Source organism: Pyxidicoccus sp. M6, from assembly GCF_055568925.1.
In genome coordinates this window covers 6,770,859-6,795,624 of record NZ_CM145714.1, presented here as the reverse complement: position 1 = coordinate 6,795,624, position 24,766 = coordinate 6,770,859, and the positions used below count along the sequence as shown (strand labels likewise).

20 protein-coding genes are annotated in these 24,766 nt (G+C 68.8%); 11 read left to right on the top strand and 9 right to left on the bottom strand.

What is annotated here, in order from left to right:
* Positions 1-36: 36 nt before the first annotated feature.
* From ACVTJA_RS27170 to ACVTJA_RS27160, 3 genes are all read left to right on the top strand, one after another.
* Entirely contained in the window at positions 37-1,281 is a 1,245-nt protein-coding gene (locus ACVTJA_RS27170; protein ID WP_465823835.1) for an MFS transporter, read from the top strand.
* 151 nt (positions 1,282-1,432) lie between these two features.
* The gene (locus ACVTJA_RS27165) at positions 1,433-3,991 is read left to right on the top strand and encodes a lectin-like protein (RefSeq protein ID WP_465823834.1); all 2,559 of its coding nucleotides are present in this window, start codon (positions 1,433-1,435) and stop codon (positions 3,989-3,991) included.
* A 17-nt stretch (positions 3,992-4,008) separates the two neighbouring features.
* Positions 4,009-5,895 carry a HEAT repeat domain-containing protein gene (locus tag ACVTJA_RS27160; RefSeq protein WP_465823833.1) on the top strand — a complete coding sequence of 629 codons (1,887 nt, stop codon included), beginning with the start codon at positions 4,009-4,011 and terminating at the stop codon, positions 5,893-5,895.
* A 90-nt stretch (positions 5,896-5,985) separates the two neighbouring features.
* On the opposite strand, the gene ACVTJA_RS27155 is transcribed toward ACVTJA_RS27160, so the two are convergent.
* The 6 genes from ACVTJA_RS27155 to ACVTJA_RS27130 all read right to left on the bottom strand — a co-directional run bounded on the left by ACVTJA_RS27155 (position 5,986) and on the right by ACVTJA_RS27130 (position 10,273).
* Complete coding sequence (locus ACVTJA_RS27155; protein WP_465823832.1) at positions 5,986-6,843, bottom strand: class I SAM-dependent methyltransferase; 858 nt, start codon at positions 6,841-6,843, stop codon at positions 5,986-5,988.
* Positions 6,836-7,210: a hypothetical protein gene (locus ACVTJA_RS27150; protein WP_465823831.1), complete on the bottom strand. Its 375-nt coding sequence runs from the start codon at positions 7,208-7,210 to the stop codon at positions 6,836-6,838. The genes ACVTJA_RS27155 and ACVTJA_RS27150 overlap by 8 nt, the downstream gene beginning before the upstream one ends.
* Entirely contained in the window at positions 7,207-7,368 is a 162-nt protein-coding gene (locus ACVTJA_RS27145; RefSeq protein ID WP_465823830.1) for a ribbon-helix-helix protein, CopG family, read from the bottom strand. The genes ACVTJA_RS27150 and ACVTJA_RS27145 overlap by 4 nt, the downstream gene beginning before the upstream one ends.
* 119 nt (positions 7,369-7,487) lie before the next feature.
* Positions 7,488-8,441, bottom strand: coding sequence for a hypothetical protein (locus ACVTJA_RS27140; RefSeq protein WP_465823829.1), 954 nt, complete (start codon positions 8,439-8,441; stop codon positions 7,488-7,490).
* A 255-nt stretch (positions 8,442-8,696) separates the two neighbouring features.
* The gene (locus ACVTJA_RS27135; protein ID WP_465823828.1) at positions 8,697-9,449 is read right to left on the bottom strand and encodes a cupin domain-containing protein; all 753 of its coding nucleotides are present in this window, start codon (positions 9,447-9,449) and stop codon (positions 8,697-8,699) included.
* A gap of 188 nt (positions 9,450-9,637) precedes the next feature.
* Entirely contained in the window at positions 9,638-10,273 is a 636-nt protein-coding gene (locus tag ACVTJA_RS27130; RefSeq protein ID WP_465823827.1) for a DUF7577 domain-containing protein, read from the bottom strand.
* Positions 10,274-10,654: 381 nt separating this feature from the next.
* On the opposite strand from ACVTJA_RS27130, the gene ACVTJA_RS27125 reads away from it, so the two are divergent.
* Positions 10,655-12,268: a serine/threonine-protein kinase gene (locus ACVTJA_RS27125; protein WP_465840523.1), complete on the top strand. Its 1,614-nt coding sequence runs from the start codon at positions 10,655-10,657 to the stop codon at positions 12,266-12,268.
* Between the two features lie 37 nt (positions 12,269-12,305).
* Here ACVTJA_RS27125 and ACVTJA_RS27120 read toward each other — a convergent pair whose 3' ends face one another.
* The gene (locus tag ACVTJA_RS27120; RefSeq protein ID WP_465823826.1) at positions 12,306-13,331 is read right to left on the bottom strand and encodes a hypothetical protein; all 1,026 of its coding nucleotides are present in this window, start codon (positions 13,329-13,331) and stop codon (positions 12,306-12,308) included.
* A 385-nt stretch (positions 13,332-13,716) separates the two neighbouring features.
* Here ACVTJA_RS27120 and ACVTJA_RS27115 point away from each other — a divergent pair, with 385 nt between their 5' ends.
* Genes ACVTJA_RS27115 through ACVTJA_RS27100 form a run of 4 tightly spaced genes read left to right on the top strand, consistent with a single transcriptional unit; the run spans position 13,717 to position 17,559 of the window.
* Entirely contained in the window at positions 13,717-14,295 is a 579-nt protein-coding gene (locus tag ACVTJA_RS27115; RefSeq protein ID WP_465823825.1) for an RNA polymerase sigma factor, read from the top strand.
* Positions 14,292-15,047: a hypothetical protein gene (locus tag ACVTJA_RS27110; RefSeq protein WP_465823824.1), complete on the top strand. Its 756-nt coding sequence runs from the start codon at positions 14,292-14,294 to the stop codon at positions 15,045-15,047. Before ACVTJA_RS27115 ends, ACVTJA_RS27110 begins: the two co-directional genes overlap by 4 nt.
* The gene (locus ACVTJA_RS27105) at positions 15,044-16,633 is read left to right on the top strand and encodes a caspase family protein (RefSeq protein WP_465823823.1); all 1,590 of its coding nucleotides are present in this window, start codon (positions 15,044-15,046) and stop codon (positions 16,631-16,633) included. Before ACVTJA_RS27110 ends, ACVTJA_RS27105 begins: the two co-directional genes overlap by 4 nt.
* Entirely contained in the window at positions 16,630-17,559 is a 930-nt protein-coding gene (locus ACVTJA_RS27100; RefSeq protein WP_465823822.1) for a hypothetical protein, read from the top strand. The genes ACVTJA_RS27105 and ACVTJA_RS27100 overlap by 4 nt, the downstream gene beginning before the upstream one ends.
* A 329-nt stretch (positions 17,560-17,888) precedes the next feature.
* On the opposite strand, the gene ACVTJA_RS27095 is transcribed toward ACVTJA_RS27100, so the two are convergent.
* Positions 17,889-19,115, bottom strand: a complete 1,227-nt coding sequence (locus ACVTJA_RS27095; protein WP_465823821.1) for a threonine aldolase family protein — start codon at positions 19,113-19,115, stop codon at positions 17,889-17,891.
* A 485-nt stretch (positions 19,116-19,600) separates the two neighbouring features.
* Between ACVTJA_RS27095 and ACVTJA_RS27090 the strand changes: the two genes are divergently transcribed.
* The 3 genes from ACVTJA_RS27090 to ACVTJA_RS27080 all read left to right on the top strand — a co-directional run bounded on the left by ACVTJA_RS27090 (position 19,601) and on the right by ACVTJA_RS27080 (position 23,876).
* On the top strand, positions 19,601-20,947 hold the full coding sequence (locus tag ACVTJA_RS27090) for an esterase/lipase family protein (protein ID WP_465823820.1): 1,347 nt from the start codon (positions 19,601-19,603) through the stop codon (positions 20,945-20,947).
* Positions 20,948-21,044: 97 nt separating this feature from the next.
* Entirely contained in the window at positions 21,045-22,481 is a 1,437-nt protein-coding gene (locus tag ACVTJA_RS27085; RefSeq protein ID WP_465823819.1) for a hypothetical protein, read from the top strand.
* Between the two features lie 30 nt (positions 22,482-22,511).
* The gene (locus ACVTJA_RS27080; RefSeq protein ID WP_465823818.1) at positions 22,512-23,876 is read left to right on the top strand and encodes an MFS transporter; all 1,365 of its coding nucleotides are present in this window, start codon (positions 22,512-22,514) and stop codon (positions 23,874-23,876) included.
* Here ACVTJA_RS27080 and ACVTJA_RS27075 read toward each other — a convergent pair.
* Positions 23,830-24,570: a 3-hydroxybutyrate dehydrogenase gene (locus tag ACVTJA_RS27075; protein WP_465823817.1), complete on the bottom strand. Its 741-nt coding sequence runs from the start codon at positions 24,568-24,570 to the stop codon at positions 23,830-23,832. The genes ACVTJA_RS27080 and ACVTJA_RS27075 overlap by 47 nt on opposite strands.
* Positions 24,571-24,766 lie beyond the last annotated feature (196 nt).

The window sequence follows — 24,766 nt, the reverse complement described above, 5'->3', positions numbered from 1 at the left end:
GCGAGCGGGGCACGTGCGTTAGAGCCCCGTCACAGCATGGCCGCCCTCGTCGACGACGCCTCCCCTTCCCGCTCGGTCTTCCGCCATCGCGACTTCCGCGTGTACCAGATTGCACGGCTGTGCGCGGTGCTCGCCGCACAGATTGAGTCCGTGTCCATCGGCTGGCAGATATACGAGCTGACCGGGAGCGCGCTGGCGCTCGGCTACACGGGCCTGGCGCAGTTCATCCCCTTCCTCGCCTTCAGCTTGTTGGGCGGACAGGTGGCGGACCGGGTGGACCGGAGGGCCATCCTCGCGGTGTGCCAGTCGGTGATGCTGCTGTGCAGCCTGCTGCTGCTGTCCTTCACGCTGGGGCACATCACCGACGTGCGCTTCGTCTATGGCGTGCTGGTGCTCTTCGGCACGGCGCGCGCCTTCTACGCGCCCGCCGGCGCCGCGCTCACGCCACACCTGGTGCCGCGCGAGGAATTGACGAAGGCGGTGGCCGTCAACTCCACCACGTGGAATGTGGCCACCATCGCCGGCCCGGCCGTGGGCGGCCTCGTCTACGGGTGGATGGGCGCCAAGGGGGCCTACATCACCTCGGCCTCGCTGTGCGCGCTCACGGTGGTGTGGATTCTCTCGTTGAAGGTGCGCACGGGCAGCGCGTCCACGGAGAAGCTGTCCTTCGCCACGCTGGTGGCGGGCCTCCACTTCGTGCGCCGGCAGCGGCTCCTGCTGGGGAGCATCACGCTCGACCTGTTCGCGGTGCTGCTGGGTGGCGCGGTGGCGCTGCTGCCCATCTACGCTCGGGACGTGCTGCACACGGGCCCGTCGGGTCTGGGGCTGTTGCGCTGTGCCCCGGCGGTGGGCGCCGCGGTGGTGGCGGTGTTCCTCGCGGTGCGGCCGGTGGGCGAGCGCGCCGGGTGGAAGATGTTCATCGCGGTGGCCATCTTCGGCGCGGCCACGCTCGTGTTCGGCGTGAGCCGCTCGCTTCCGCTGTCGCTGCTGGCCCTGGCGGTGGCGGGGGCGGCGGACATGATCAGCGTGGTGGTGCGGCACACGCTGGAATTGGTGTCTACGCCGGACGACATGCGCGGCCGCGTGGGCGCGGTGAACATGATGTGCATCGGCGCCTCCAACGAGCTGGGCGAATTCCGCGCGGGCGCCCTGGCCGAGAGCGTGGGCGCCGTCAACGCGGTGGTGATTGGCGCGGTGGGCACCGTGGTGGTGGTGGCGCTCTGGGCGTGGTGGTTCCCAGAGCTGCGCAACGTGAACCGGCTGGACACCGTCCAGAAGTAGTCACCGCGAAAATCGTACGCCGGGTGTTGCCCGGATTTTCACGCCGCGGGTCCCAGTCCGTGTGCCCCAGCCGTGGCCGTGTGGTCGCGGTGGGAGGGCATGGTCGCTCCCGGCCCGGAGAGACCTCACTCGCAGACCCGGAGTGTCTCCCATGCGTGGAAACGGAAGCCGCGGCCTCGTGCCGCGTGGCCTGCTTTTGGGCTTCGTCGTTCTTTGGAGTGCCTGCGGCGGAACCGCCGGCACGAATGTCGAGGACGTGGACACCGCGTCCCCTCTCCCCGAGCCGGGCGCGCAGAGCGCCTCACTCAGCTCCACCGACCTGTGTGCCCCGGCACCGGCCGCGAGCATCACCAGTGGCGACACGGTGTACTACCGCTACTCCACCGCGCGGACGTGGGCGGGCGCGAAGGCGGACTGCACGGCCATGGGCGGCCGGCTCGCCGTGCCGATGAGCGACAGCGGCAACGAGGCCATCCGCTCCATCACCGGCGGGGAACTGACGTACATCGGCCTGTCGCAGTTGAGTGGTCAGACGAGCACCTCCGCCGGCTGGCAGACGGTGGAGGGCGACACGCCCACGTACCTCCACTGGGCCTCGGGTGAGCCGAACGACGGCGGAGGTCATCCTGAGTACGGCATCCAGCAGTGCGCCCGCATGTACGCGGACTCGGGCTACTGGGACGACGTGAAGTGCGCCAACACCAGCGCGTACGTGTGCGAGTTCGGCTCGGCGCCCGTCTCGTGCGGCGGCGGCGCCACGTGCGGCATCGCGTCCGGCGCCACCACGTACCGGTGCCAGTGCCCGACGGGCCAGCGCTATGACGTGGCGCTCCAGACCTGCATCGGCGGCCCGCTCACCATCGAGGTGAACAGCCTCAACGTGGACCAGGCCGGGGGCGGCAACCTCTTCGTCAACTTCCCCATCAAGGCGCGGGTGGGCCTGAAGGGCACGGGCAGCACCAACAGCTTCGTCGTGTCGCTGGGCCTCATGCAGAAGCCGAGCGGCCCGAATCCCACGCAAGCGGAGCTGGAGAGCCTCCAGAGTTGTCTGGTGGGTGGCACCCGCGTCACCCTGACGGGCGACGGCAGCCAGCAGTACGTGGACATCACGGGGATTGTCCCGCCCGAGTGCCTGGCGGGCGACCCGCAGCGCGCCGCCAACTTCTTCGTCCTGCTCGACGGCGCGGACGAGTTCACCACCGAGGAGAACAAGTGGCTCGTCTACAACGAGAAGGAGGCCACGACGGCGGTGAACCAGCGCTGCAAGACGAAGGACCCCGTGACGGGCGTGGAGCGCGCGGGCTGTGTCATCAACGTCACCGTGCGCCCTCCGCCGGGCACGGACGTGGAGCTGAAGCAGGCCACGCCGGACTCGTCCGTCATCGTGCTGAACCCCGAGGCGCAGCCCTCGGACGTGAATGCGGGTGCGGGCGAGGCGCCCCGGCCGCTCTTCATCGCCAACCTCACGGTGGCGGCCTTCGGCCGTGACTTCGACGAGGCCGGCTCGTCCACGCTGCCGGGCACGGTGGACTTCGCGTACGACATCATCGCGCAGCCTGACACGGGCAACGTCGGCTGGAAGCGGCTGAACGCCAACCCCGAGGCGCTGCACGCGCCCATCAACACCGTGAAGCCGGGCGAGGATCTGCAGTTCGACGCGCGGCTGCACCCCACCCCGGAGTTCCGCACGCTGACCAGCCCCGGCGGCCCGTGGGCGGCGTCCACCGACTTCCAGGTGCGCGCCTGCGCCATGGTGCCCTTCCCGGAGCACGGTGACCCGATGGTGGCCGGGCAGAACGGCACCGCGAACAACTGCAAGGTGTTCACCGTGCGGCTGGTGCGCGGCAACCACACGTCGAACCTGGCCTCGTCGCTGGACGTGACGAAGACGTACAGCAACGCGTGGGGCTCCTCGAGCACGATTCAGCTCGCGCTGTCCGGCGGCTCGACGAACACGTTCAACCTGACGGGGGCGTACACGGACAACGACACGACGGTGTCCATCAAGGGCTTCTTCGGCAGCTTCGACCTGGCGCAGGCATGGGGGGACGCCTCCGCCACCGTGTCTCCGGCCGTCGCGTCGATGGACACGGGCTTCAAGGTGTTCGGCGTGTCGCTGCTGAGCTACAGCAACTCCGCGGGCTCGGTGACGTACACGTACGACAAGAGCTACGCGAAGGAGAAGTGCCTCACGTACACGTACGGCGTGGTCGTCGCGTCCATCAACATCTCGGGGTGCTTCTCCGCGACGGCGGGCTTCGACATGGGGGTGACGGCGTCCACCACGAGCATCTCCGCGCAGGTCCGTCCGTACGTGAATGCGAGCCTCAGTGTGAGCGGCACGCTGAACCTCACGCTCTACAAGGCGACGCTGTCCGCGTCCGTCACCATCCTCGGCTTCAACACGAGTGACAGCGATGGCGTGAGCGCGAAGCTGTACCTGGTGGTGAACAGCACCAACCCGGTGAAGCTCACCGTGGCCTACGACGCGGACGCGGTGTTCCGCATCTCCACGCTCGACGGGAGCATCGACCTGACCATCGAGCAGCTCGAGGCCAACTGGTGCAAGAAGAAGAAGTGGGGCATCACCTTCTATTACGTGTGCTGGGGCTGGGACACGCTGGCTGAGTACAACCTGTTCAGCTACGACGGCTACGCGTTCACCTCGACGCTGTTGGACCGCAGCGGCTCGGCCATCACCCTGCAGTAGTGAAGAGGAACGCGACCATGACCCGCCGCACGCTCGTGCTCTTCGGAGCCCTCGTCCTCGCGCTGGCCACTGTCTATGCCTGGGTGCGTCCCTCGGGGGGCGCGCAGCAGTCCCCGGTGGCCCGGCGTCCCCTGTCCTGCCGGTTCTCCGTGGGAGAGGAGCTGGCCTTCCACGTGCGCGCCGTCAGCTCGGCGCAAGCGTCGGAGTCCTCTTCGTCCCAGCAGCTCCGCCTGGAGGCCACGATGTGGTGGCGCGTCCTGGAGGACCGCTCGCCGGCGGGATGGGTCGTGGCCGCGACCCTGACCGATGTGCAGTTGCTCGAAGGAGGCGCGGCGGAGGTGGAGCCAGCCCGCCGCGCCGCCCTCGAGTCGCCGTTCCTGGTGCAGCTTGGCCGTGACTGCCGCTTCGGTGACTTCGCCTTCGCACCGTCTGTCGATGCCGAGGCGCGGCGTCAGCTCCAGGGAATGCTCCAGTCGTCGGAGGTCATCCTCCCGCCGCTGGGCCGGGCGCAGTGGGTGTCCCGGCACCAGGACTCGCTGGGCGCGTTCGATGCGACGTACACGATGGATGCGGCGGCCTCTGATGCGGCGCCGTCGTTCACACGGACGCATGCGCGGTACATCGCGTCCACCCTGCCCCTGCTTCCGCCGCAGCTCGGGGGAAGGATGCGCGTGGACGTGCTCTCCGCGGAGACGCGCGCCACGCTGGATGCGAAGGGGCGCTGGGTGAGCACGCTCGGCGGGGGCGAGCACCTGAAGGTGTGGATGGGCACCCGTCTGCTCAGTGACGTGACGTCGGAGGTGCAGGTGGAGCGGCTGGAAGGTGTCAGCGGTGCGCCGACGGCGCTGGCCGGGCTCGACGCCGAGCGCTTCGCCTGGGGGAGCGCGCCGGCGGGTGCCACGCGAGCCTCGGACCTGCCCGCGGCGCCGGAGCCCGCGCTCGCTGCGCTCACGCTCGACGCGGCGCTGGCGGACTTCACGAAGCGGCTCGGCGCAGGCCCGAACGGGCTGCATGACGCCACGAGCCGGCTGGCGAGCTACCTGTCCGTGCACCCCGAAGCGATTCCGAACGTCATCGCCGGACTGCGCGGGGGCACGCTGCCGGAGTCCATCCACGCCGCGCTGTTCCTGGCGCTGGAGAAGACGGGGACGCTCGCGGCGGAGAGCGGGCTCGCGGCGGCCTTGAAGGACCGGGGGCTGAACACGCAGGACCGCATGCGCGCCGCCGTGGCCCTGCAGGACGTGCCGCGCCCCACGGAGCGCACCGCGAAGGCGCTCATCGACCAGTCGCGAGGCCTCCGCACGGACGCGGAGGAGCGGCAGGTGGCGGACGCATCACTCCTGGCGCTCGGCGCCCTCTCCCACCGCATGGACGCGCGGCAGCCCGAGTTGAGCCAGCTCGCGCACGAGGAACTGGACACGCGCCTGCGTATGTCGCGAGGGACGGAAGACCTCGCGGTGGCACTGGACGCCATCGGCAATGCCGGTGACGAGCGCTTCGCGGACACGCTCCGCACGCATACGTCGGACGAGTCCCCGCTGGTGCGGGCCCATGCCGCGAGGGCCTGGCGCCGCATGGAGCCCGAGACGATGGAGCCGGTGCTCGTCGAGTGGCTTGGCCAGGAGCAGGACGCGCAGGTGCGCCGGGCCATCGCGGACACGCTGGCCGAGCAGGTGCGCGATCAGGACCGGGCGGCCTCGCCCGCCGTGCTCGCCGCGGCCGCCGCGCGCCTCGCGACGGAGCCCGATGCTCGGACGCGCTCCGCGCTCATCTCTCTGCTCGGCTCGGCCGCGAACACGGATGCGTCGGCGCGGCTCGCGCTGGTGCAGCAGTTCCACCGCGAGACGGTGCCGGACCTCCAGGTGCTCATCGGCCGCTATGTCCGCGCCGAGGAGCTTCGCTAGGCCTGCCTGATGAGTGCGAGTGGCGCGGAACGAATTGACGCGCACCACCAGACGCGGCCCGCTCCGATGCCTGGGGCGGGCCGCTGTGCGTCACGTCGATGCGACCAGCAGCTCCTCCGAGTTGTTGGGCGGGCGAAGACCATCGGCTCGACCGGAGAAGTAGCGCTCGGCGAGCGCGGCCGCCGACACGTGCTTCACGTCTCGGAAGCCGGCTTCGCGAGCCAGTGCGAGCATCTCCTCCGGCGTGAAGAAGCTGATGAACGGCGTGCCGTTCGCTCGCGCGCCCCGCGCCGCTGCCTCGATTCCGGGGCGCACCTCCGGGTCCGCGAGCTCGATCGGCAGCATGAACGACATGACGAGCGTGGAGCCCGGTGCGAGTGCCGCGATCTGGCGCAGCGTGGCCGAGATGGCGTCCCTCGTGAGGTACATACTGACGCCCGTGGAGGCAACGAGCGTCGGCTGCTTCGCGTCGAAGCCAGCCGCTGCCAGCCGCTCCAACCATGCCTCGCCGCGCTCGAAGTCGACCGGCACGAGCCGGAGGAACGACGGGACACCGAGGCCCAGGTCGACGAGACGCTGGCGCTTCCACGCCTGGGGACCTGGCTGGTCGACCTCGAACACACGGAGGCGGGAGGCGAGCTCTGGCCGACGCTGAGCGAAGGTGTCGAGGCCCGCTCCGAGGATGACGTACTGCACGACACCGCGAGCGGCTTGCTCCTCGAGGAGATCTTCCACGAAGCGCGCGCGAGCCAGGATGGAGGCACGGAAGGGCCGCGTGAACGGGCTCATGTCCGGTCGCTTCTGCCAATCCGCGTCCGGCGCCGCGATGGCAAGGCCGACCTTGTCTTCGAACACGTGCGGCGCGGGATCGGTCAGCACGTGGAGCGCGCGCCACAGCGCGACGCGGACAGCGGTGTTCTCGGGAACGAGGGGCGACGCGTCAGCCATGATGATGCTCCTTCCTGGCTCCTTCGGGCAGCGGCGCCTGCACGCTGAAGTGGCGACCATCGGGATCGGCCAGCAGCAACTCGTGAACGCCCCAATGTTGCGGTTCGAAGGGGCGCACGACGGTACCCGAGCTCGGAGGTGAGAACCGCGCGGCGTCGTGTACCGTGAGCATCGGCTGAAGCTGGAGCGGAGAACCCTCGGGGCGCTCGGCGATGAAGAGGTACGGCCCGCCGCTTGGATGTCGAAGCTGGCCGGAGTGGTGATCCGTCTCGAACTCGAGCTCGTACCCGAGCGCCTTCCAGAACGCGACCGTCTTGCCCCAGTTGTGCGTTTCGATGAGGAGGCCTGCGATTCCGTTCGTCGTCATGGCTTTCTCCGTTTGGGTGACTGCTCGTCGAGGTAGGCGCGCAGGGCGGCGGCCACGATCGCCGATAGCGACTGCTCCGTCTCCACGGCGTGGTGCTTCACCTCGCGAATGAGGGCGACCGGCAGGTACACGTTGAACTGCTTGACGTCGTCGGCCATCGGCACCTCATCTCTAGGATGCTAGCATGCTAATGAGCTAGCACCGGCCGCGCAACAGCAGATCGCACACCGTCGGTCGCCAACGTGCGCAAGTTCGACGACGGGCCTCCCAAAGCCCGTCAAGGCCTTCGGCATCGCGCCGAGTCTCTGTGGGAAAACCACAGGACCGAATGGATCGCCGAGCGCTTCAGCTCGTATGCGGCGCTCACCGGGTAGGAATCCTCGGGCAGCTTGAACAGCACGACGTCACTACCCGAATAGTAGGTCCAGACCGGGCGAGTGCGCGCGGAGCCCTGGCCCGCCGCACCTGCGGCATCCGACGCAAACAACACGTCCACGAGCGGGGGCGAAAGCATGGCTGTATCAACGTCGAACTGGGCACAGCGTGGAGCGGCGCCCCCGAGCGCTTGAGGTAGCACAGGGAGCAACTTCGTCGCGCCGAGCAGCATCGCGAGGAGCGGCAGCCCGATGATGGCCACGCCCACGTATACAACCTGCATGCCCACCTGGAACCTGTTGAAGAAGGCGATGGCGCGCAGGCGAACGCCAGAACTGCCGAACGCCCCTGCATCAGCCGCCATCTGTCGCGCGCGCACGTCTCCGCGAATCACCGCCAACACGATGCTGACGTAGATGCAGACGGTCACGAACACCCATGCAACATCTCCAACTGCATCGCCGCGGCCGACGACAAAGAGCACCACGCCGGCACCCATCAGCAGGTAGAGGAGATTGTCGACCCGCTGGCGGCGAGCGGGCCGCTGCCGCTCCCATTGCACGACCCGTTGCAGCAATCGCCACACACCGACACAGACCAGCACGACCAGGGCAGCAGGGGCGAGCAGCATCAGTCCGGCCACGAAGTACTGGAGGTCAACGCCGGGAAGCACACCGAGGTTGTGTTCCCAGGCATGGAGGGCGCGAGCGATGTAACCCAGGGCGTAGACGGCGGCGAACCCCACGAGCGCGATATCGCGCATGCGGGTCACGCGCGTGCCCCATGCTTCCAGCAACGACGCGTCCCCCCATGCGAACTTTCTCGTTCGAATGCCGAGGCGCAGTCTCGAGGCCATTACCGCCTCCCGCGGATGCCCTCGGATGGGAGGGTACAGGTCAGTTCTGCTGACGGCGCCGAGGCACTGCCGGCAGAACTCGGCCGACGGCAGGTTCACGGCCCCGCAGTGTCGGTATGGGACGCCTTCCCCGTCCTTTCATCCCCAGCCACCAGGGTTGTGCGCGTGGGCGTAAGCCAACACCTCCGACCGCACAGTCACAACTCTCGAACGGCCAGGCGCGCCGGAGCCCGATGAGCGGGAGCCTCCCGTCCGTCAGCTCTTGCCGTAGCGTCGAATCGCCTCGTCGAAGTCGATGCGGCGCGCGCGGAGCAGGCCGTCCTTCCGTCGCTCCGCGCCGTCGATGTCGACGTGGTCCATCTTCCAGTCGAAGCCGCGGTCCGGCTGAAGCCCGACGACGATGAGATCGAACGTGTAGGCAGGTCCCCGCGTCGCCACCAGCCAGTGCACGTTGTCCCGCTGATCCGAGATGCTGGAGAGGTCCCCCGGCTTCGCGACCCGATCGATGCTGGGCCGGAGCACCAGGTGTTCGGACTGGTCCTCCACCCGCTCGAAGTGCCGCAGGTGGAACTCCCCCGCGAGCACCAGGTGCATCGAAGCCATGTTCTGGTGCCCGTGCGGCACGATGGCCCGCCCCTGCTGCATCCCGAAGATCTTCGTGCCGAACTGCCGAGGCATTCCTTCCACCTGCGGGAACGGTGCATTCACCGCGTCCGCGCGGTCATCCGGCAGCGAGATTCCCGGCCTCAGCTTGTCGAAGTCGATGGCCCGGAGCAGGTCGGGGAGCGGGACTCGCGCGAAGAGCTCCTCCACGTGTCGCTGCCACTCTCGTGGCTCCAACTTCCGGCCCTTTACATCCGCACACAACTGGTACGTCCGGGATGCCCAGGCCTGAACCTCCTTCCGCACCGGCCCGGCCAGGGCCTCCTGCGCCATCAGGGTACGAACGAGGGCATGGCTGCCCAGCGCGCAGAGCAGGACCTCACGACGTGTGGCACCGTGGAACACGATGTTCTCCTTGCAGGGGTGACGCAGCCGGGGACACGAGAGTGCCGGGCGGCGCCCCTGTCGCAAGTCCCGCGCCAGCCGCTGGAGTGGGTTCCAGGCGCCTGGGAACTCCTCACCCGTCACTCTCCGGAGACACTCCGCGGGCTGTCAGCCGCACGGGCGAGGCGGCGGAGCCACGGCTCTCCGCGTCAAGCAGTCCGGCTGAGTGCGCCCAGACACTGCCTGCAGAACTCGGCCGCCGGCAGGTTTGGAGTGCCGCAGTGACTACATGGGACGCCCTCCCCTGGCTTGAGAGGTTCCGGCTCGGGGACGTCGTCATGGACGGTGTACGGCGGGCCGCGCCGCACCATGGGTGGCGGGGCCACTTCGTCCACTGGAGCCGCGGCCTCCTCGGCTGGCACCGCTTCGGCTTCGCTGCCAAACCGGACGCCTTCGCGAGCTCGAACCATGCGTCGCTGGTAGCGGCGCCTCAGCGTGTTCGCGAAGGTGGCGGCCAAAACCACGGCGAGGCCCCCGATGAGGAGCTGATCGGCGAGCGCCATGTCGGCCGGGAGCCACGGCAACAGCATGAACGTCACGGGCACCCAGATGAAGCAGGCCAGCAGGGCGTAACCCACCGCGGGCCAGAAGCCCTGGGCCAACACCTTCGCGACGGCCTTCCCGTCCCGAACGCCACACCCCGGGCAGCGCATGAGGCGCAGCGACAACCGCACATCCTCGGCCACGGCCTGAGAGGCCGCGTCGGAGGCTTCCCGCTGTGCCTTCTCGTCATTGAGGAAGAGCGCACTGAGGCCCGTGCCCACACCTTCGGTGACGAGGCTCACCGGAGTGGACAGGTTGCACTGCTGACAGCGGTATTCGGCCCGAGCCCGCCCTTGCTTCGTGACCGTCCACTCCCGGCCCACGGGAATGAGGATGAACATGGCTGCCCCCTCGGGTGTGCTGACGACGGCTTATAGCGCTATGAGAATTCAGAGCCCAGCCACCCGGGGTTGTGAGTTGGTTCACAGGTGCGCCGAGCCATCGCGATTACGCTGACTCATCTGTGGAGAGTTTGAGCCGCAGCGGAGGTCACTTGGCCCCTGCTTCCACATCCATTTCAGACAGGGGGCAGGAGCGACCACGGTTATCGACAAATATTGCCACCACGATCCGCGCATGTCCTCGGGTGACAAAGATTGTCAGTCGCGGAATATCCATTGAACATGTTAGTCATTATGGCCGGAGGGGTAGCCATGTACCGTTCACCTGATTCACGCTCGTGCCAGGTCTGCGGAGAGTCACTTCTTCTGGGAGCAGTGGAATGCCCCCACCAGGGCGGTCCTCTTCCTGGCGATCCGCACTCCCCTCCGACCGAGACACTCCAGCCCGGTGCCTTCTCCGCACCGGAGATGCCTGATTCACTCGTCGGCCAACAACTCGGCGAGTACGTGGTCCGCCGGTACATCGGCAGCGGCGGCATGGGCGTCGTCTACGAGGGCGAGCACGTGGCCATCGGCCGCAAGGTGGCCATCAAGTTCATCCGGACAGACCCCCACGGAAGACTCCTCGCGCGAGGCCTCTTGAGCGAGGCCCGCGCGGCCAGCGCCATCCGCCACCACGGCATCATCGACGTCTTCGACTTCGGGGAGCAGCCGGGCGTCGGCCAGTACCTCGTCATGGAGTACCTCGAAGGCCGCCCCTTGAGCGAGCTCATCAAGGAGCGGGCTCCGTTGCCTCTCGCGGACGCAGTCCCGCTGCTCTGCGAGGTGCTCGATGCGCTCTCCGCCGCGCATGCCGCGGGCGTCATCCACCGAGACCTCAAGCCGGGCAACATCTTCCTGGTGCGGCAATCCAACGGAATCGAGCACGTCAAACTGCTCGACTTCGGACTGGCCAAGTGCGCAGACGCCCCCAACAGCACGGTCGATCAGACGCACTCGAACCTCATCGTCGGGACTCCCCAGTACATCGCACCGGAGCAGGCCCTCGGCGAAGCCGTGGGACCGGGCACGGACTTGTACGCGTTGGGCATCATCGCCTTCGAGATGCTCACGGGGCGAAGGCCCTTCTCGGGCCGTTCATACATGGATTGGGTGCTTCAGCACCTGACGGCTCCTCCTCCAGCGCCATCCTCCGTGGTGCCGCTGCCCTCACGGGTGGATGAGCTCGTTCTGCGGCTACTGAGGAAGGAGCCCCATCGCCGTCCAGCGTCGGCCATCGGCGTTGCCGGGGAGTTCAGGACGCTGCTGCAACCCGAAGCGGGACAGGGGAATGCACGTTCGACTCCTCCGCTTCGTGCCGTGCCCGGAGCTCGTTCCAGCTCTGAAGTCTCCCCTTCCGAACGTCCGAAGGACACCGTCTTCCCCGCGGGAGTCATGCATCCTGCTCCGGAACAGAAGTCCGGGCGGCGCGGCAGGAACTGGAAGCGAATCGTGGTGTCTGGGAGCGTCCTGGCACTGATGCTGGCGGGAGTGGCGATCCTGATTCGCAAGCTGATGGAGCACTCCGCATCGACCGAGGCCGTTGCCGTTGCGACTCCGCACGACACCGTGCCGATGAACTTCACTCCTGCCATCGAGGCAACTCTTCCTGAGTCGGCAGCTTTCACATCAGGAGAGAGCACCCTGCTCGTTGCGGCTACAGCCTCTCCAGAGAAGAAGCCTCGGAGCCGTTCGCGGTCAGCATCCTCCCGGAGCGTCACTACTCCACGGGCACTCGGGATGTCAGGCCTTGGATATCTGACTTTCAGGTTTCGTAGTGGACCGCCCCCAACGCCCCAGGAGCCGCCTGCGGAAACAAGGCCTCAGCCCCAGGCGGCCAACACTCCTCCACGATAAGCAACTGTCCCAGTCGACGAGGGCCCAGCGCGCTACGTCAGGGCGCGCCGTCCCACCGCACCACCGGATGCCGGCGCATGACACGGAACTGGCTCGCGCTGAGCGCGGGTGACGCAACCGAGGCCGGGCGCCAGAACATCAAATTGTCCGCACCGGTGTCATCGAGGAGGTCCGTCGTCCCGTCCTCTTCAACCGAGTGATACAGCCCCAGGTAGTGCCCCAATTCGTGCGCAATGAGCCGGCCGAGGTAACCCGACGGCCACGCCGTGGGCTGTGAACCTTCGCGACAATCACGTCCCCGGATGAAGACACCGTGCGCCCTGCCCTGCGCCGCCAGTCCATCCGGGATGTGCGGCACGAAGCCCTCCGGCTCCGTCGACGTCTTCAACACCGGGTCCGTGAGGCGCAGACAACCCGCGAGCACCACGGGCACCCAACCGTCATCCGGCGCAACACCACCCTCGTCACAAGCATGCACCGTGGCATGCAGACGGTTCAGCGCCGTGAGGTCCCCGCGCTGGAGCTCAATCGGGTCCTCGCCTTCCACGCGGCGCACGCGAACGGCCTTCACCGTGAGCCGCCCCGGACGCAGCAGCGCATTCACCTGCGCAATCGCCTGAACGAGCTCCTCCGGAAGAGGCGCATCGTCGTCATGAAACACGGAGCCGGACGTAATCGCCACCTCCAGCAACACCACGCCTTCCCGAGTCTCCTCCACGTCAGTCAGGTTCAACGCCTCCACGCGCAGACGCGCCGGTGCCTCCCCGGTCCGCGTGGGCAGGAACGTCGAGCACTCGCGAGCCGCGACTCGCACGCGCAGCCGTGACGCAGCGGCAGGCCCAGGGTCACCCGAGGGCAGCACGTACAACCCCGAGCCCACGCCCACGGACACACGCTCCGTACAGCTCACACAGTAGGGCCCGTAGTCCTCGCCCGAGGTCGGCGGAGTGACCCACGCAGCACCATCCGGCTCCGTCACCTCGTGCAGTTGGAAGCAAGCAGCCGCCCCATCCACCCCGGACACCCGGAGCGCCGTCCCCCCAGTCCCGACTGCGACCTCCACCTCCGCCCCCAAACCGGCCGAATCGAGCGCAGGCTCTCCCACACTGTTCCAAGGAGCCCGCCAAGGGCTCGCAATCGCGGCCTCATCCAGTGGGGTCCAACAGACCTCAGGTGGGGAGGCATCCGGGGGCTCGCTCGCCGAGCACGCCGCCATCAACCCCAGGGCCAGCAACGAAAAAAACCGAGCCGTGAATCGCGCTTGCCCGAAGTCCGGCCCCACGGGTCCAAGGGAGGGAAGGCAGGAGACGGCTCGCATGATGACCATCCTAGTTCAGACCCGGAGCGACACACCGGCCCCGCAGGGGGACCAGGCGTCCCGGGGTCGTATCGAACCGGGCAAGTCATCACTGTTACGCTCCGGCCCCCACCCGCCCTCGAACGGTGTCGTGAGCCGAGCCGACTCACAGCAACTCTCCCAGCTCTTCCATCAGCATGGTCCGCGCGTCTACCGCCGGGCCCTGCGCCTATTGGGCAATCCCGCGGACGCCGAGGAGGCCACGCAGGAGATCTTCATCCGTGCCTTCAAAGGCGCGGAGGGCTTCCGTCACCAGAGCCAGCTCACGACCTGGCTGTATCAAATCGCCACCCATTACTGTCTCAACCTCATCCGGGACCGCTCCCGCCGCGCCGAGCTGTACGCGGAGCACATGCCCTCCGCCGGTGACGCCGAGGCGCGGACCGAGCCGGCGAGCCCCGATGACCTCGTGCTCCTCCGCCGCCTCCTCGCGGACGCGGATGAGCGGCAGGCCAGCGCCGCCGTCTATGTCTTCCTCGACGGCATGTCGCACGAGGAAGCCGCCGAGGTGCTCGGCGTGTCCAAGCGCACGGTGGGAAACCTCATCGAGCGATTCCAGGCCTGGGCCTCGGCCAGGACCGCGTTGGACACCGAAGCCCCCGCCGTCAACAACTTGCCACCGGAGCGCAAGCCGTCCGGGTTCTTCGGATTCGGAAGGAGGCGATCATGAGCCCCCCTGACTTCACCAACCTGCGACAGGGCGGCCCGGGCTGCCCATCCGACTTCACGCTGGACCGGCTCCACGCCGGAGAGCTCGCGAAGGAAGAAGCGCAGCGCCTCGAGCAGCACGTCTCCGGCTGCACGGACTGCACCGCCCGCATGGTCGAGCGCCGCGCCGGCTTCGACGCCGTGGACGGAGTGGATCCGCGCGCGATGCTGGCGCGAATCCGCACGGGGCTCGACCGGCCCCCTCCCCTGCACCACCGGCTGCTGCGCTGGTTCGTCCCGCTTGCAGCCGTGGCCACCGCCGCTGTCGTCTTCGTGTGGGTGAGCCCGCAGACGCAGGGCACGCGCTTCAAGGGCTCGCCCGCGCTGCACGTATTTCGGCTCGCGGGAGACCACGCCGAGGAGGTGGTCAGCGGCGGCGCCTTCGCTCCAGGAGACCGGCTCCGCTTCTCAGTGGACCTGCCCGACGAAGGCCAGGTGATGGTCCTCGGAGTCGAAGCCTCGGGAGCGCTCTACACCGCCTGGCCGCGAGAGCCCGGGCAACAGACGCGCCTGTCCGCGGGCAACGCCATCGAGCTCCCTGGCGCCGTGTCGCTCGACGCGCAGCCGGGCCGCGAGACGCTCTACCTCGTGCACTGCCCCGACGTCAGCGCCCCGCCGCGCTGTGAGTCCACGGGCCCCGACACCGCGCCCTCCTGCCCGAAGGGCTGCGTCAGCACGCCGTTCATCATGGACAAGCAGGGGCCAAGGCCATGAGCGCGGGCCGGGGCCTCTTCCTCGGACTCATCCTCGCGCTGCTCGCGCCGCTGTCCGCACGCGCACTGCCGGAGCAGACGTGGGTCGTGGCCATCGGCCACAACGACGGCGCCGCCAGCGAGGTGGGCCTCCTGTACGCGGAGCAGGACGCGCGCCTCTTCTCCGACGTGCTGCGCGAGCACGGCGGCGTCTCCTCCCGGCGCACGCTGCTGCTGCTCGGAGAGGACGCGGCCAACGTACGTCGCGCCCTTCAGGACGTGAACGCCGCCATCCGCGTCCAGGCCGGGGCCGGCCAGTCCACCGCGCTCATCGTCTTCTACTCGGGCCACGCCGACGCGGCGTCGCTGCACCTGGGACGCACCGAGCTTCCACTGGAGGAAATCAAGACGCTGGTGGAGGGCTCCCCCGCCGGAGTGCGCCTCCTCGTGCTGGATGCATGCCGCTCCGGGACGGTGACGCGCGTGAAGGGCATGAGCACCGCGGCGACCTTCGACATCAGCCTGAAGGACAACGTGGCCACCGAGGGCCTGGCCATCATCACCTCCAGCGCCGCGGGCGAGGCGAGCCAGGAGTCGGACCGGCTGCGCGGCTCGTTCTTCACGCACCACCTGGCGAACGCGCTGCGCGGCGCTGCGGACCACGATGACGACGGCAACGTGACGCTGACCGAGGCCTACGGCTACACCTACGCGCAGACGCTGCGCTCGAGCGGCCAGACGGTGGCGCTGCAGCACCCCACCTACTCGTGGGAGGTGAAGGGACGCGGCGAGCTGGTGCTCTCGACACCGGCCAATCAGCGCGGGCGCACGGGCCAGCTCCGGCTGGCGGACTCCGCGCTCTACCTCATCATGGAGGGACGGCAGGGAGGCCCGGTGGTGGCGGAAGTCACGCCGCAGGGCCAGAAGCGCGAGCTGTCCCTGCCCGCCGGCAGCTACTTCGTGCAGCAGCGCAAGTCGGACGAGTACCGCGAGTACCAGGTGTCGCTCGCCGCGGGGGCCGCCGTGGAGCTCGCCGCGCTGCCTTTCGAGACGGTCCGCTACGACAGGCTCGTGCGGCGTCGCGGCGGGTCGAAGCCGTACTCGCACAACCTCTCCCTCCTCGCGGGGATGCGGGGCCAGGCGCTCGCGGGCGAAGGCGCCCTGCCCCAGCTCCAGCTCGGCTACGGCCTCGACTTCGAGTGGGGCTCGGTGGGCCTGCGCCTGCGCGGCTCCACCGTGAGCGCGACGAGCGCGGACGGACTCCTGCCGCACCGCCACACCGAGCTCGGGCTGGGGCTGTCCCTGCTGCGCTTCATCGACCTGGAGCCCGCGAGCGTGGCCTTCGGCCTCTTCCTCGAGGGCGTGCTGCACCAGCAGCGCTTCGACACGGAGCGCAGCGTCCAGGACCGGCGCGCCTGGGGCGCGGGCTTCGGCGGCATCCTGCTGGTGGAGCGGCAGCTCGGCGCGGGAGTCGCCCTGCGCTTCGAAGGTGGCCCCGTGACGGGCCTCTTCCCACGCGCCGTGGTGCAGAACGGCGTGGAGGTGGACCGTGAGCTGGTGACGCCCCTCACCTGGTGGGGCTCGGGAGGAGTCGTATGGCGCTGGTGACTTCAAGCCTCCGGGGGCTCGCGCTGGTGCTCGCGGGCACGGCGCTGGCCTGTGGCGACTCGCTCGTCGACGACGCGTACTCGGGGACGCCGCTGTTCACGGTGCCGGGCAGCGTGACGGGCACCTCGGAGCACGTCGGCACGGAGCACCCCGACGTGAGCGTGGCCGTCTTCTGGAGCCTCCGAGGCATGCTCCCCGGTGAGCAGGACGTGCTCGTCGAGCAGGCGGGCACGGCCATCCGCGCGGAGTACTACCGGAACTTCGAGGTGCGCATCTTCGACGAGCCCGGTGCCGAGCACCTCGTCACGCGCCCCTCGGGAGCGAAGGTGGGCGTCGCGTGGCTCGGCGCGTACCAGGATGCGAACGGCAACCGGCGAAGGGACGACACGGAGCCGCTCATCGGAGGCTCTCCCGGGCGGGTGTTGATTCGCGCGCCCCAGCCATTGACGGCCCAGGACTCACCCACCGGAGCCCCGCTCGCGGAGGGCTGGCACTTCGTCTCGACGCCGCTCGAATGCAAGCCACCGGGTGGGCCACCGCCTCCCGACGCGCCCCCAGCGGCGGACGGAGACTGCGGTGTGCCGCTTGGAGTCGGGTGCCGGGTGGACGCCGAGTGCGGCGCCAACGGCGTCTGCATCCACGAGCTCATCGGGCCCTGGCCCGGTGGCGCCTGCGTGATTGCGGAGCCTCCGCCGAGCGGCTGCCGCCAGAAGGGCTCGGTGCTCCTCCGGGTACCGGAAGAAGCGTCGAAGGCGTACTGGCTGAAGTCGTGCAACGTAACGGCGGACTGCGGGCGGGAGCCGCCCTACCAGTGCGACCAGCAGCTTCGCGCGTGCCGGCCCACCGCCAACATCTCGGTGGAGATGAACGACCAGGGACCGCCGCGCACCTACTGCAAGCCGGAGGGGCCGCAGTCGCAGCCTTGAGCGAGGGCTATGCCTGAGCCTGCCTGCCTTCGACGGAGACACGAAGGCCCTGATGCGTCACGGTGATGAGGGGTCGGCCGAACCAGCCGCAGTGCTTGCAGACGGCACTGGGCCCGGACGCGGTGACGCGCACCGGGAGGTCCGCCGAGCAGATGGGGCACCCATCGGGGATCTTGTAGTCACGGGTCGTCTGCTGAACTTCGGTCATGACTTGAGGTAACGCAGCCGGAGGCCCGCGCAACCCGCCACGCACGAGAGTGTCGTGCGCGATTCCCTCCGCGGGCGGGCCCGGCCGCCCGCACTCCATCCGGCCGGGCACGCCTGCCTGCTCACGCGTCGAGCAGGCGCGAGAAGGCGCGGGCAATCTCCGCGTCCTTCATGTTCCCCACATCTTCGCCCACCTGGAGCTCCGTCTCGCAGACGCCGGGCACGCGCGTGGGGCCGAAGCCGTTGGACACCCAGACCTTGTCCTCGCGGGCGATGCGGTCCCGCTGCCGCGTCAGCACCGCCGGGTCGCCGCGCAGGTAGACGCGGAACATGTTGGTCTGCACGGGACGCGGCAGCACGGAGATGCGCGAGTCCGCGGCCAGCGCCTCCGTCAGCGACTTCGCGCGCTTCACGTAGCCGGGAATCTTCGGCAGCACCTCGTCCAGGCGCATGGCCGCGGACGCCACGTAGGGCAGCATCTGGAACAGGTTGCCGCCGTGCCGGTGCCGCCAGACGCGCGCGGTTTTGACGAAGTCCGCGCTCCCCAACACCATGGCTCCGCTGAGCGCGCCCACCATCTTGTAGAAGGACACGTAGACGGAGTCGAAGCCGCGGCAGATGTCCGCGTACGAGCGCCCGTAGTACGGCTGGCTCTCCCACAGCCGCGCGCCGTCCATGTGGAGCTTCACGCCCTTCTCGCGGCAGACCTGCTTCAGCTCCTCCAACTGCTCCCACGTCTGGAGCTGTCCGCCCAGCCACCGCACCGGCAGCTCCACGCTCACCGTGCCGAGCGGATCCTTCGCGTCGCGCACGTCGCTGGCCAGCAGCGGCCGCGTCCATGGGCAGAGGACGACCTCGCGCAGGTTGTGCAGCACCGCGTGCGCGTCGTCCTCGTGCAGGATGTGGTGGGACGACGGGTGCAGGCCCACGCGCCGGTTGCCGCTCGCGTCCGCGTACATGCGCAGGACGACGAGCTGCCCCATGGTGCCCGTGGGCATGTAGCAGCCATCCTCGAAGCCGAGCAGCCCCGCCACCTTCTTCTCGAAGGCCTGGACGAACTCACCGCCCCCATAGAAGTCCCGCGACACGCCCTGGCGCTTCAGCCACTCGCCAATGCGGATGAGCTCCTCGCCCGTGTCGTTGGGGAAGCCGAGCGACAGCGACGCGCGGCACTCGCGGCGAATCTTCTCCATCTCCGCGCGGGACGGCATCGCGGGGGGCGCGGCGCTCTTCGCCGGTGCGGACGCGGCGGGCGCGGCGGCCTCCGCGGTGCCGCGCAGCAGGGTGGAGCCGGACAGCAGGCCGGTGAGGGCGAGGAACTCCCCGCGGCTGAGGTGACGTGGGTTCATTCGATGTACGCCTTCCTGGTGACGTCGAGTCCAGGAGTCGGAACGTACACCCATGACGCGCCGCGATGGACACCGGACTTCGCAATGTCTGACGCACCGCGACGCGCGATGCGTGTCGCTCAGCGGCTGACGCACTGCAATACTGAATCAGGCTTCATGTTCAGGCCGCGTGACGCACTGCAATACTGAATCAGGCTTCAACTCCGCGCGGCCGAAAGATGAATCAGCCTTCAACTCCGGTTTGCTCCGCGTGCAGTTGATTTGGTACGAATCCACTACTTGCGGCGTATGGCGTCTCCGCCGCGGGCCGGGGCTTCCCTCCATCCAGTGTGCTTCGCCAGGGAATCACCCGCACTTCCACTGAAACCCTGTAAGCGATTGCAACGGAGCTACAAATGGCAACGCGTCGCAAGACTATTCGTGCTGTGGCGGCGGTCCTCGGGCTGTGCGGGCTGGCATGTCAGAACCAGGACCCGGACGAGGGCGTGACTCCCCAGGACCAGACTCCGGCCGAGGTGAAGGCCTGTCGCGAGCGCATCTCCGCGAAGACGTCCGAGGTCCAGGCGGCGGGCATCGACATCGCCAACTGGTCCATCCAGGACGCGCCGGAGATGGCGGAAATCACCACCACGGTGCCGCAGAACCAGGACAACTACCGCACCTATGACGGCCACTACCGCCCGCTGACGAACCACCCGGGCTGCTCGGTGACGAACCTCTACTACGACAAGGCCAACAACGCCGGCACCACGCCCTACAAGGACGGCAACAACGACGGCAAGTGGACGGGCGCCGTCGCCTTCGGCGGCCCCAACGCGGCCACCGACTACCTCGACGGCAACGTGGCGAAGATCGACGGCTATCCCTGCGCGGCCAAGGAGTACGCGCAAGGCAACGAGGACAGCTCCAAGCCCATCGTCATCCTCGTACACGGCAACTCCACCCGCCCGCACACCTGGGAGAAGTTCCTCCTCCCGGAGGGCACCTCCGTCAACACCGCCACGGAGAACGTGCAGTTCACCGCGGACACCACCGCGCGAGATCAGCTCGCCGAGAAGCTCGTCGCGCTGCGCTACCGCGTCATCGCCGTGGACTTCCGCACGGACATCGTCACCACTATCGACCCGGCCGCCAACAGCACCACGCAGAACGCCGCGGGCAACATCGACCACGGCTGGTCCACGCCCATCCTCCAGTCGCTGGTGAAGGCGGTGATGAAGAACAACCCGAACCGCAAGGTGGCCCTCATCGGCCACTCGCTGGGCGTCACCGTCGCGCGCGATGCCCTGCGCCGCATGTACGTGGAGTGGAGCGCCGGCCGCTCGGGCGCCGTCAACCCCTTCCCCCAGCTCAGCCACGTCATCCTCGGCTCGGGCGCCAACCACGGCGTGTCCACCTACGACACCCAGCCCAACTCGCTGTGCGCCGCCAACGACACCATGCGCGGCACCATCGTCTGCGAGATGGGCAGCCGCTCCAACTACGTGCAGACGTACTTCCACAAGCCGCTCAACGGCCCCCGCGACCTCTTCGCCACTCCGTGCGCGGACGGTGACTACGCCTTCGGCAAGACGGGCCAGTGCGGCAACAACGTCGTGAAGTACTTCACCATCACGATGACGGACAAGACGAAGGGCTCCAACTACCAGGACTACTACGTCTCCGAGGCCGCCTCGCGCATCGACATGGACGGCTGCGTGACGAACACGCTCACCACGCTGAGCGACTACGACACGAGCGGCTACTTCAACAAGGGCTTCATCGCCAACCACTTCGGCTCCATGCGCTCCTCCGCGGGGCTGGACCTGGTGCTGCGCTACCTGGCGCAGTAGCCCGCTCCCCCTCCCCCCCAAGGAGCCGGCCCCGCCGCGGCCCTCACACGCGGCGGGGCCGGCAGCAGTACCTCCCACACCTTCCCGAGCACTCTCCATGAAGCGACTTCCCATCACCGCGACCCTGTGCGCGCTGGCCCTGGGCACCGTGCCGGCCGCCTGGGCCCAGTCCCCCGCCGCCGCCGAGTCCGCGCCAGCGGCGCCCGCCTCCGACGCGCCCCAGCAGACTCCAGAGGCCGCGCCCGCCGCCGCCGAGGCTTCCGCCGACAAGGCCGCGCCGGCCGACAAGGACAAGGACGCGGACAAGCCCTCCACGCCCGAGGAGATGGCGGGCACCAGCGAGGTCATCGACACCACGCCCCCGCCCGTCGTCCGGCCGAAGATCGCCATTGGCAACGAGGCGTTCTACGTGAAGCCGCTGCTCGCGCTCGCGGGCGGCATCCACGTGGAGAACCTCATCCAGACGCTCAACCGCAACCGCGAGAGCCGCGCGACGACGGTGGCCCTCACGCGCTTCGGCTTCGAGGGGCGCCTGGGCCAGTACGTCTCCTTCAAGAGCGAGTTCGAGCGCAACATCCGCGCGCACGGCTCGGGTGTCTGGGAAGGTACCGCGTCCTTCAGCGTCCGCGACCAGGTCATCCGCCTGCAGCGGTGGAACGCGACGGTGGAGGCCGGCATCATCCTGGACCCGGCCAGCGTGGACTACATCTCCACCCACGTGGCGGACACGCTCCTCGCGGACAAGTACACGCGAGACCCGCTCCTCTACAGCGGCTTCAACCGCGGCCAGGGCGCGCAGGCGGCGTATGACTGGAAGGGCTTCCGGGTGGGCTTCGGCTACACGGCGGCGAACCCGCTGAGCACGTCCAGCTCCTATCAGGTGGGCGGCTCGTTCGGCGGTGGCAGCCGCTTCTGGGAGCGGCCCCTGGGCAACTTCCGCAACGGCCAGCCCGACGACGACCTGCACTTCCAGGTGTTCAGCCCATCCATCGCGTACACGCACGAGCTGTTCGAGGCCAAGGCCATGGCCCAGGTCTTCGACGTGAACTACCAGACGACGTCGCGCACGGACCCGCTGCTGCACGGCAACAACCTGCGCGGCAACCTGCTGCTGAAGCTGCACACCAACGTGGGCATCCCCCTCTTCATCACCCCGTTCTTCAACATCGCCCGCGTGCAGAACGACGTCACCAACAGCACCCCGGGCTTCGCGGACCAGCTCCTGGGCACGCGCTACACGGCGACGACGTTCTCCGCCGGTGTGGACTTCAACATCCAGGGCCGCTCGGGCGTGGGCGTCCAGCTCGCCCGGGTGACGGACCGCTCGCCCAGCTTCGTGCCGGCCACCGGGGACTCGCCCGCCGTGGAGCCGGTGACGAAGACGACGCAGACGTACCTCAATATCGGTGGCACCTACTGGTTCACCGAGGACGTGGCCCTGGGCGCCCGCTACGCGCGCTACCAGAAGAAGCAGGACCGTGAGGAGGACGAAATCGACGCGTCCTACTTCATGACGCTCCGCCTGCTGCTGTAATCACCACACCGGACACTGGGAGGGGAAGACATGCAGCCCACGCAGGAGCGGCAGGACTCCATCATCAAGGTGGCGGTGGCGAGCTTCATCGGCACCGCCATCGAGTGGTACGACTTCTTCCTCTACGGGACGGCGGCGGCGCTGGTGTTCAACCGCCTCTTCTTCCCCTCCTTCGACCCGTTGACGGGGACGATGGCGGCCTTCGGCACCTTCGCCGTCGGCTTCATCGCCCGTCCGCTGGGTGGCGTGGTGTTCGGCCACTACGGCGACAAGCTGGGCCGCAAGGCCATGCTCAGCGCCACGCTGATGCTCATGGGCCTCGCGACCTTCGCGGTGGGGCTGTTGCCCACCTACGACACGCTGGGCAGCTGGGCCCCGGCGCTGCTCGTGCTGCTGCGGCTCGTCCAGGGCTTTGGCCTCGGCGGTGAGTGGGGCGGCGCGGTGCTGATGGCGGTGGAGCACGCGCCGCCGAATCGCCGGGGCTTCTACGGGAGCTGGCCGCAGATGGGGGCACCGGCGGGCATGCTGCTGGCCACGGCCGTGTTCTCCGTCTTCTCCCGGCTGAGCGAGGCGCAGTTCCTCGCGTGGGGCTGGCGCATCCCCTTCCTGCTCAGCTCGGTGCTCATCGGCATGGGCGTGTTCATCCGCCTGCGCGTGGCCGAGTCGCCCGTGTTCCAGCACCGCAAGCCGGAGCCCGCGGCCCCGCGCATCCCCGTGCTGGACGCGCTGCGCACGTACCCGAAGCAGATCCTGTTGGCGATGGGGGCGCGCTTCGCGGAGAACGGCTTCTTCTACATCATCACCACGTTCGTCCTCTCGTACGGCACCGAGCGGCTGGGCCTTCCGCGCTCCACGTTCCTCAACGGCGTGCTGGTGGCCATGGCGGTGCACCTGGTGGCCATTCCCGCGTTCGGCGCCGCGTCGGACCGCTTCGGCCGCCGGCCGGTGTACCTCGCGGGCGCGGTGGGCTGCGGGCTGATGTCCTTCCCCTTCTTCTGGCTGCTGGACACGAAGGAGACGGGGCTCATCTGGCTGGCGATTTCGCTGGGCATCATCGCGCACGCGGCCATGTACGGCCCGCAGGCGAGCTTCTTCTCCGAGCTGTTCGGCACGCGCGTGCGCTACAGCGGCGCGTCGCTGGGCTACCAGCTCGCGTCGGTGTTCGCCGGAGGCCTGTCGCCCGTCATCGCCACCGCGCTGCTGTCGCGCTCCGGCGGCGAGGCGTGGCCGGTGTCGCTCTACATGGTGGTGCTGGCCGTGGTGACGCTCGTCTCCGTGTACCTGTCGGCGGAGACCTTCCGGGAGGAGCTCGCGGAGGTGCCCCCCGCGAGCCCCGGCGGGGACTCGCTCAGCGAGCCGTCCAGCCGCAGTCCATCACCTGCGCAGACCCGGTGATACCGCCGGCGGCATCCGAGCACAGGAAGGACACGTAGGCGGCGACCTCGGAGGGCTCGAGGAGCCGCTTCACGGCGGCGGGAGCGAGCATGATCTTCTCGATGACTTCCGCCTCCGTGATTCCGTGGACGCGCGCCTGGTCGGCGATCTGCTTCTCCACCAGCGGCGTGCGCACGTAGGCGGGGCACACGGCGTTCACCGTCACGCCCTTGTCCGCGGCCTCCAGGGCCACCGTCTTCGTCAGGCCCATGAGGCCGTGCTTGGCGGAGACGTACGCGGACTTGAACGGCGAGGCCACGAGCCCGTGCAGCGAGGACATGTTGATGATGCGGCCCCACTTGCGCGCGTACATCAGCGGCAGGGCGTAGCGCGTCAGCAGGAACGGCCCGACGAGCATGATTTGAATCATCTTCTCCCAGCGGTCCTCGGGGAACTCCTCCACCGGGGACACGTACTGGAGACCCGCGTTGTTGACGAGGATGTCCAGCCGCCCCCACTCGCGCTCGGCGGTCGCCACCAGGGCTCGACATTCCTCACGGGAGGAGACGTCCGCACGTTGAAAGAGCGCACCTGGCAGGCGCTTCGCCGCCGCGGAGCCCGCGGTCTCGTCGAGGTCCGCCAGCAGCACGCGCACGCCCTGGGCCGCCAGGTTCTCCGCCACCGCGAGGCCGATGCCGTTCGCGGCGCCCGTCACGAGAGCACTCCGACCTGAATCCTGATTCATGTTCCACCTCCGCGCGGCATGGTGGAGGAAGCCGGGACGAAGGGCAATGCCCTCGCTCGGTGGAACGAGTCTTTCGTAGCGCCCTGCGTCGAGGCTCGTGCGTGCGTCGGCCGGGTGCCATTCGTCACATCGGCACGCGGGGGGCCCCAACGCCGCGTGCCAGCTT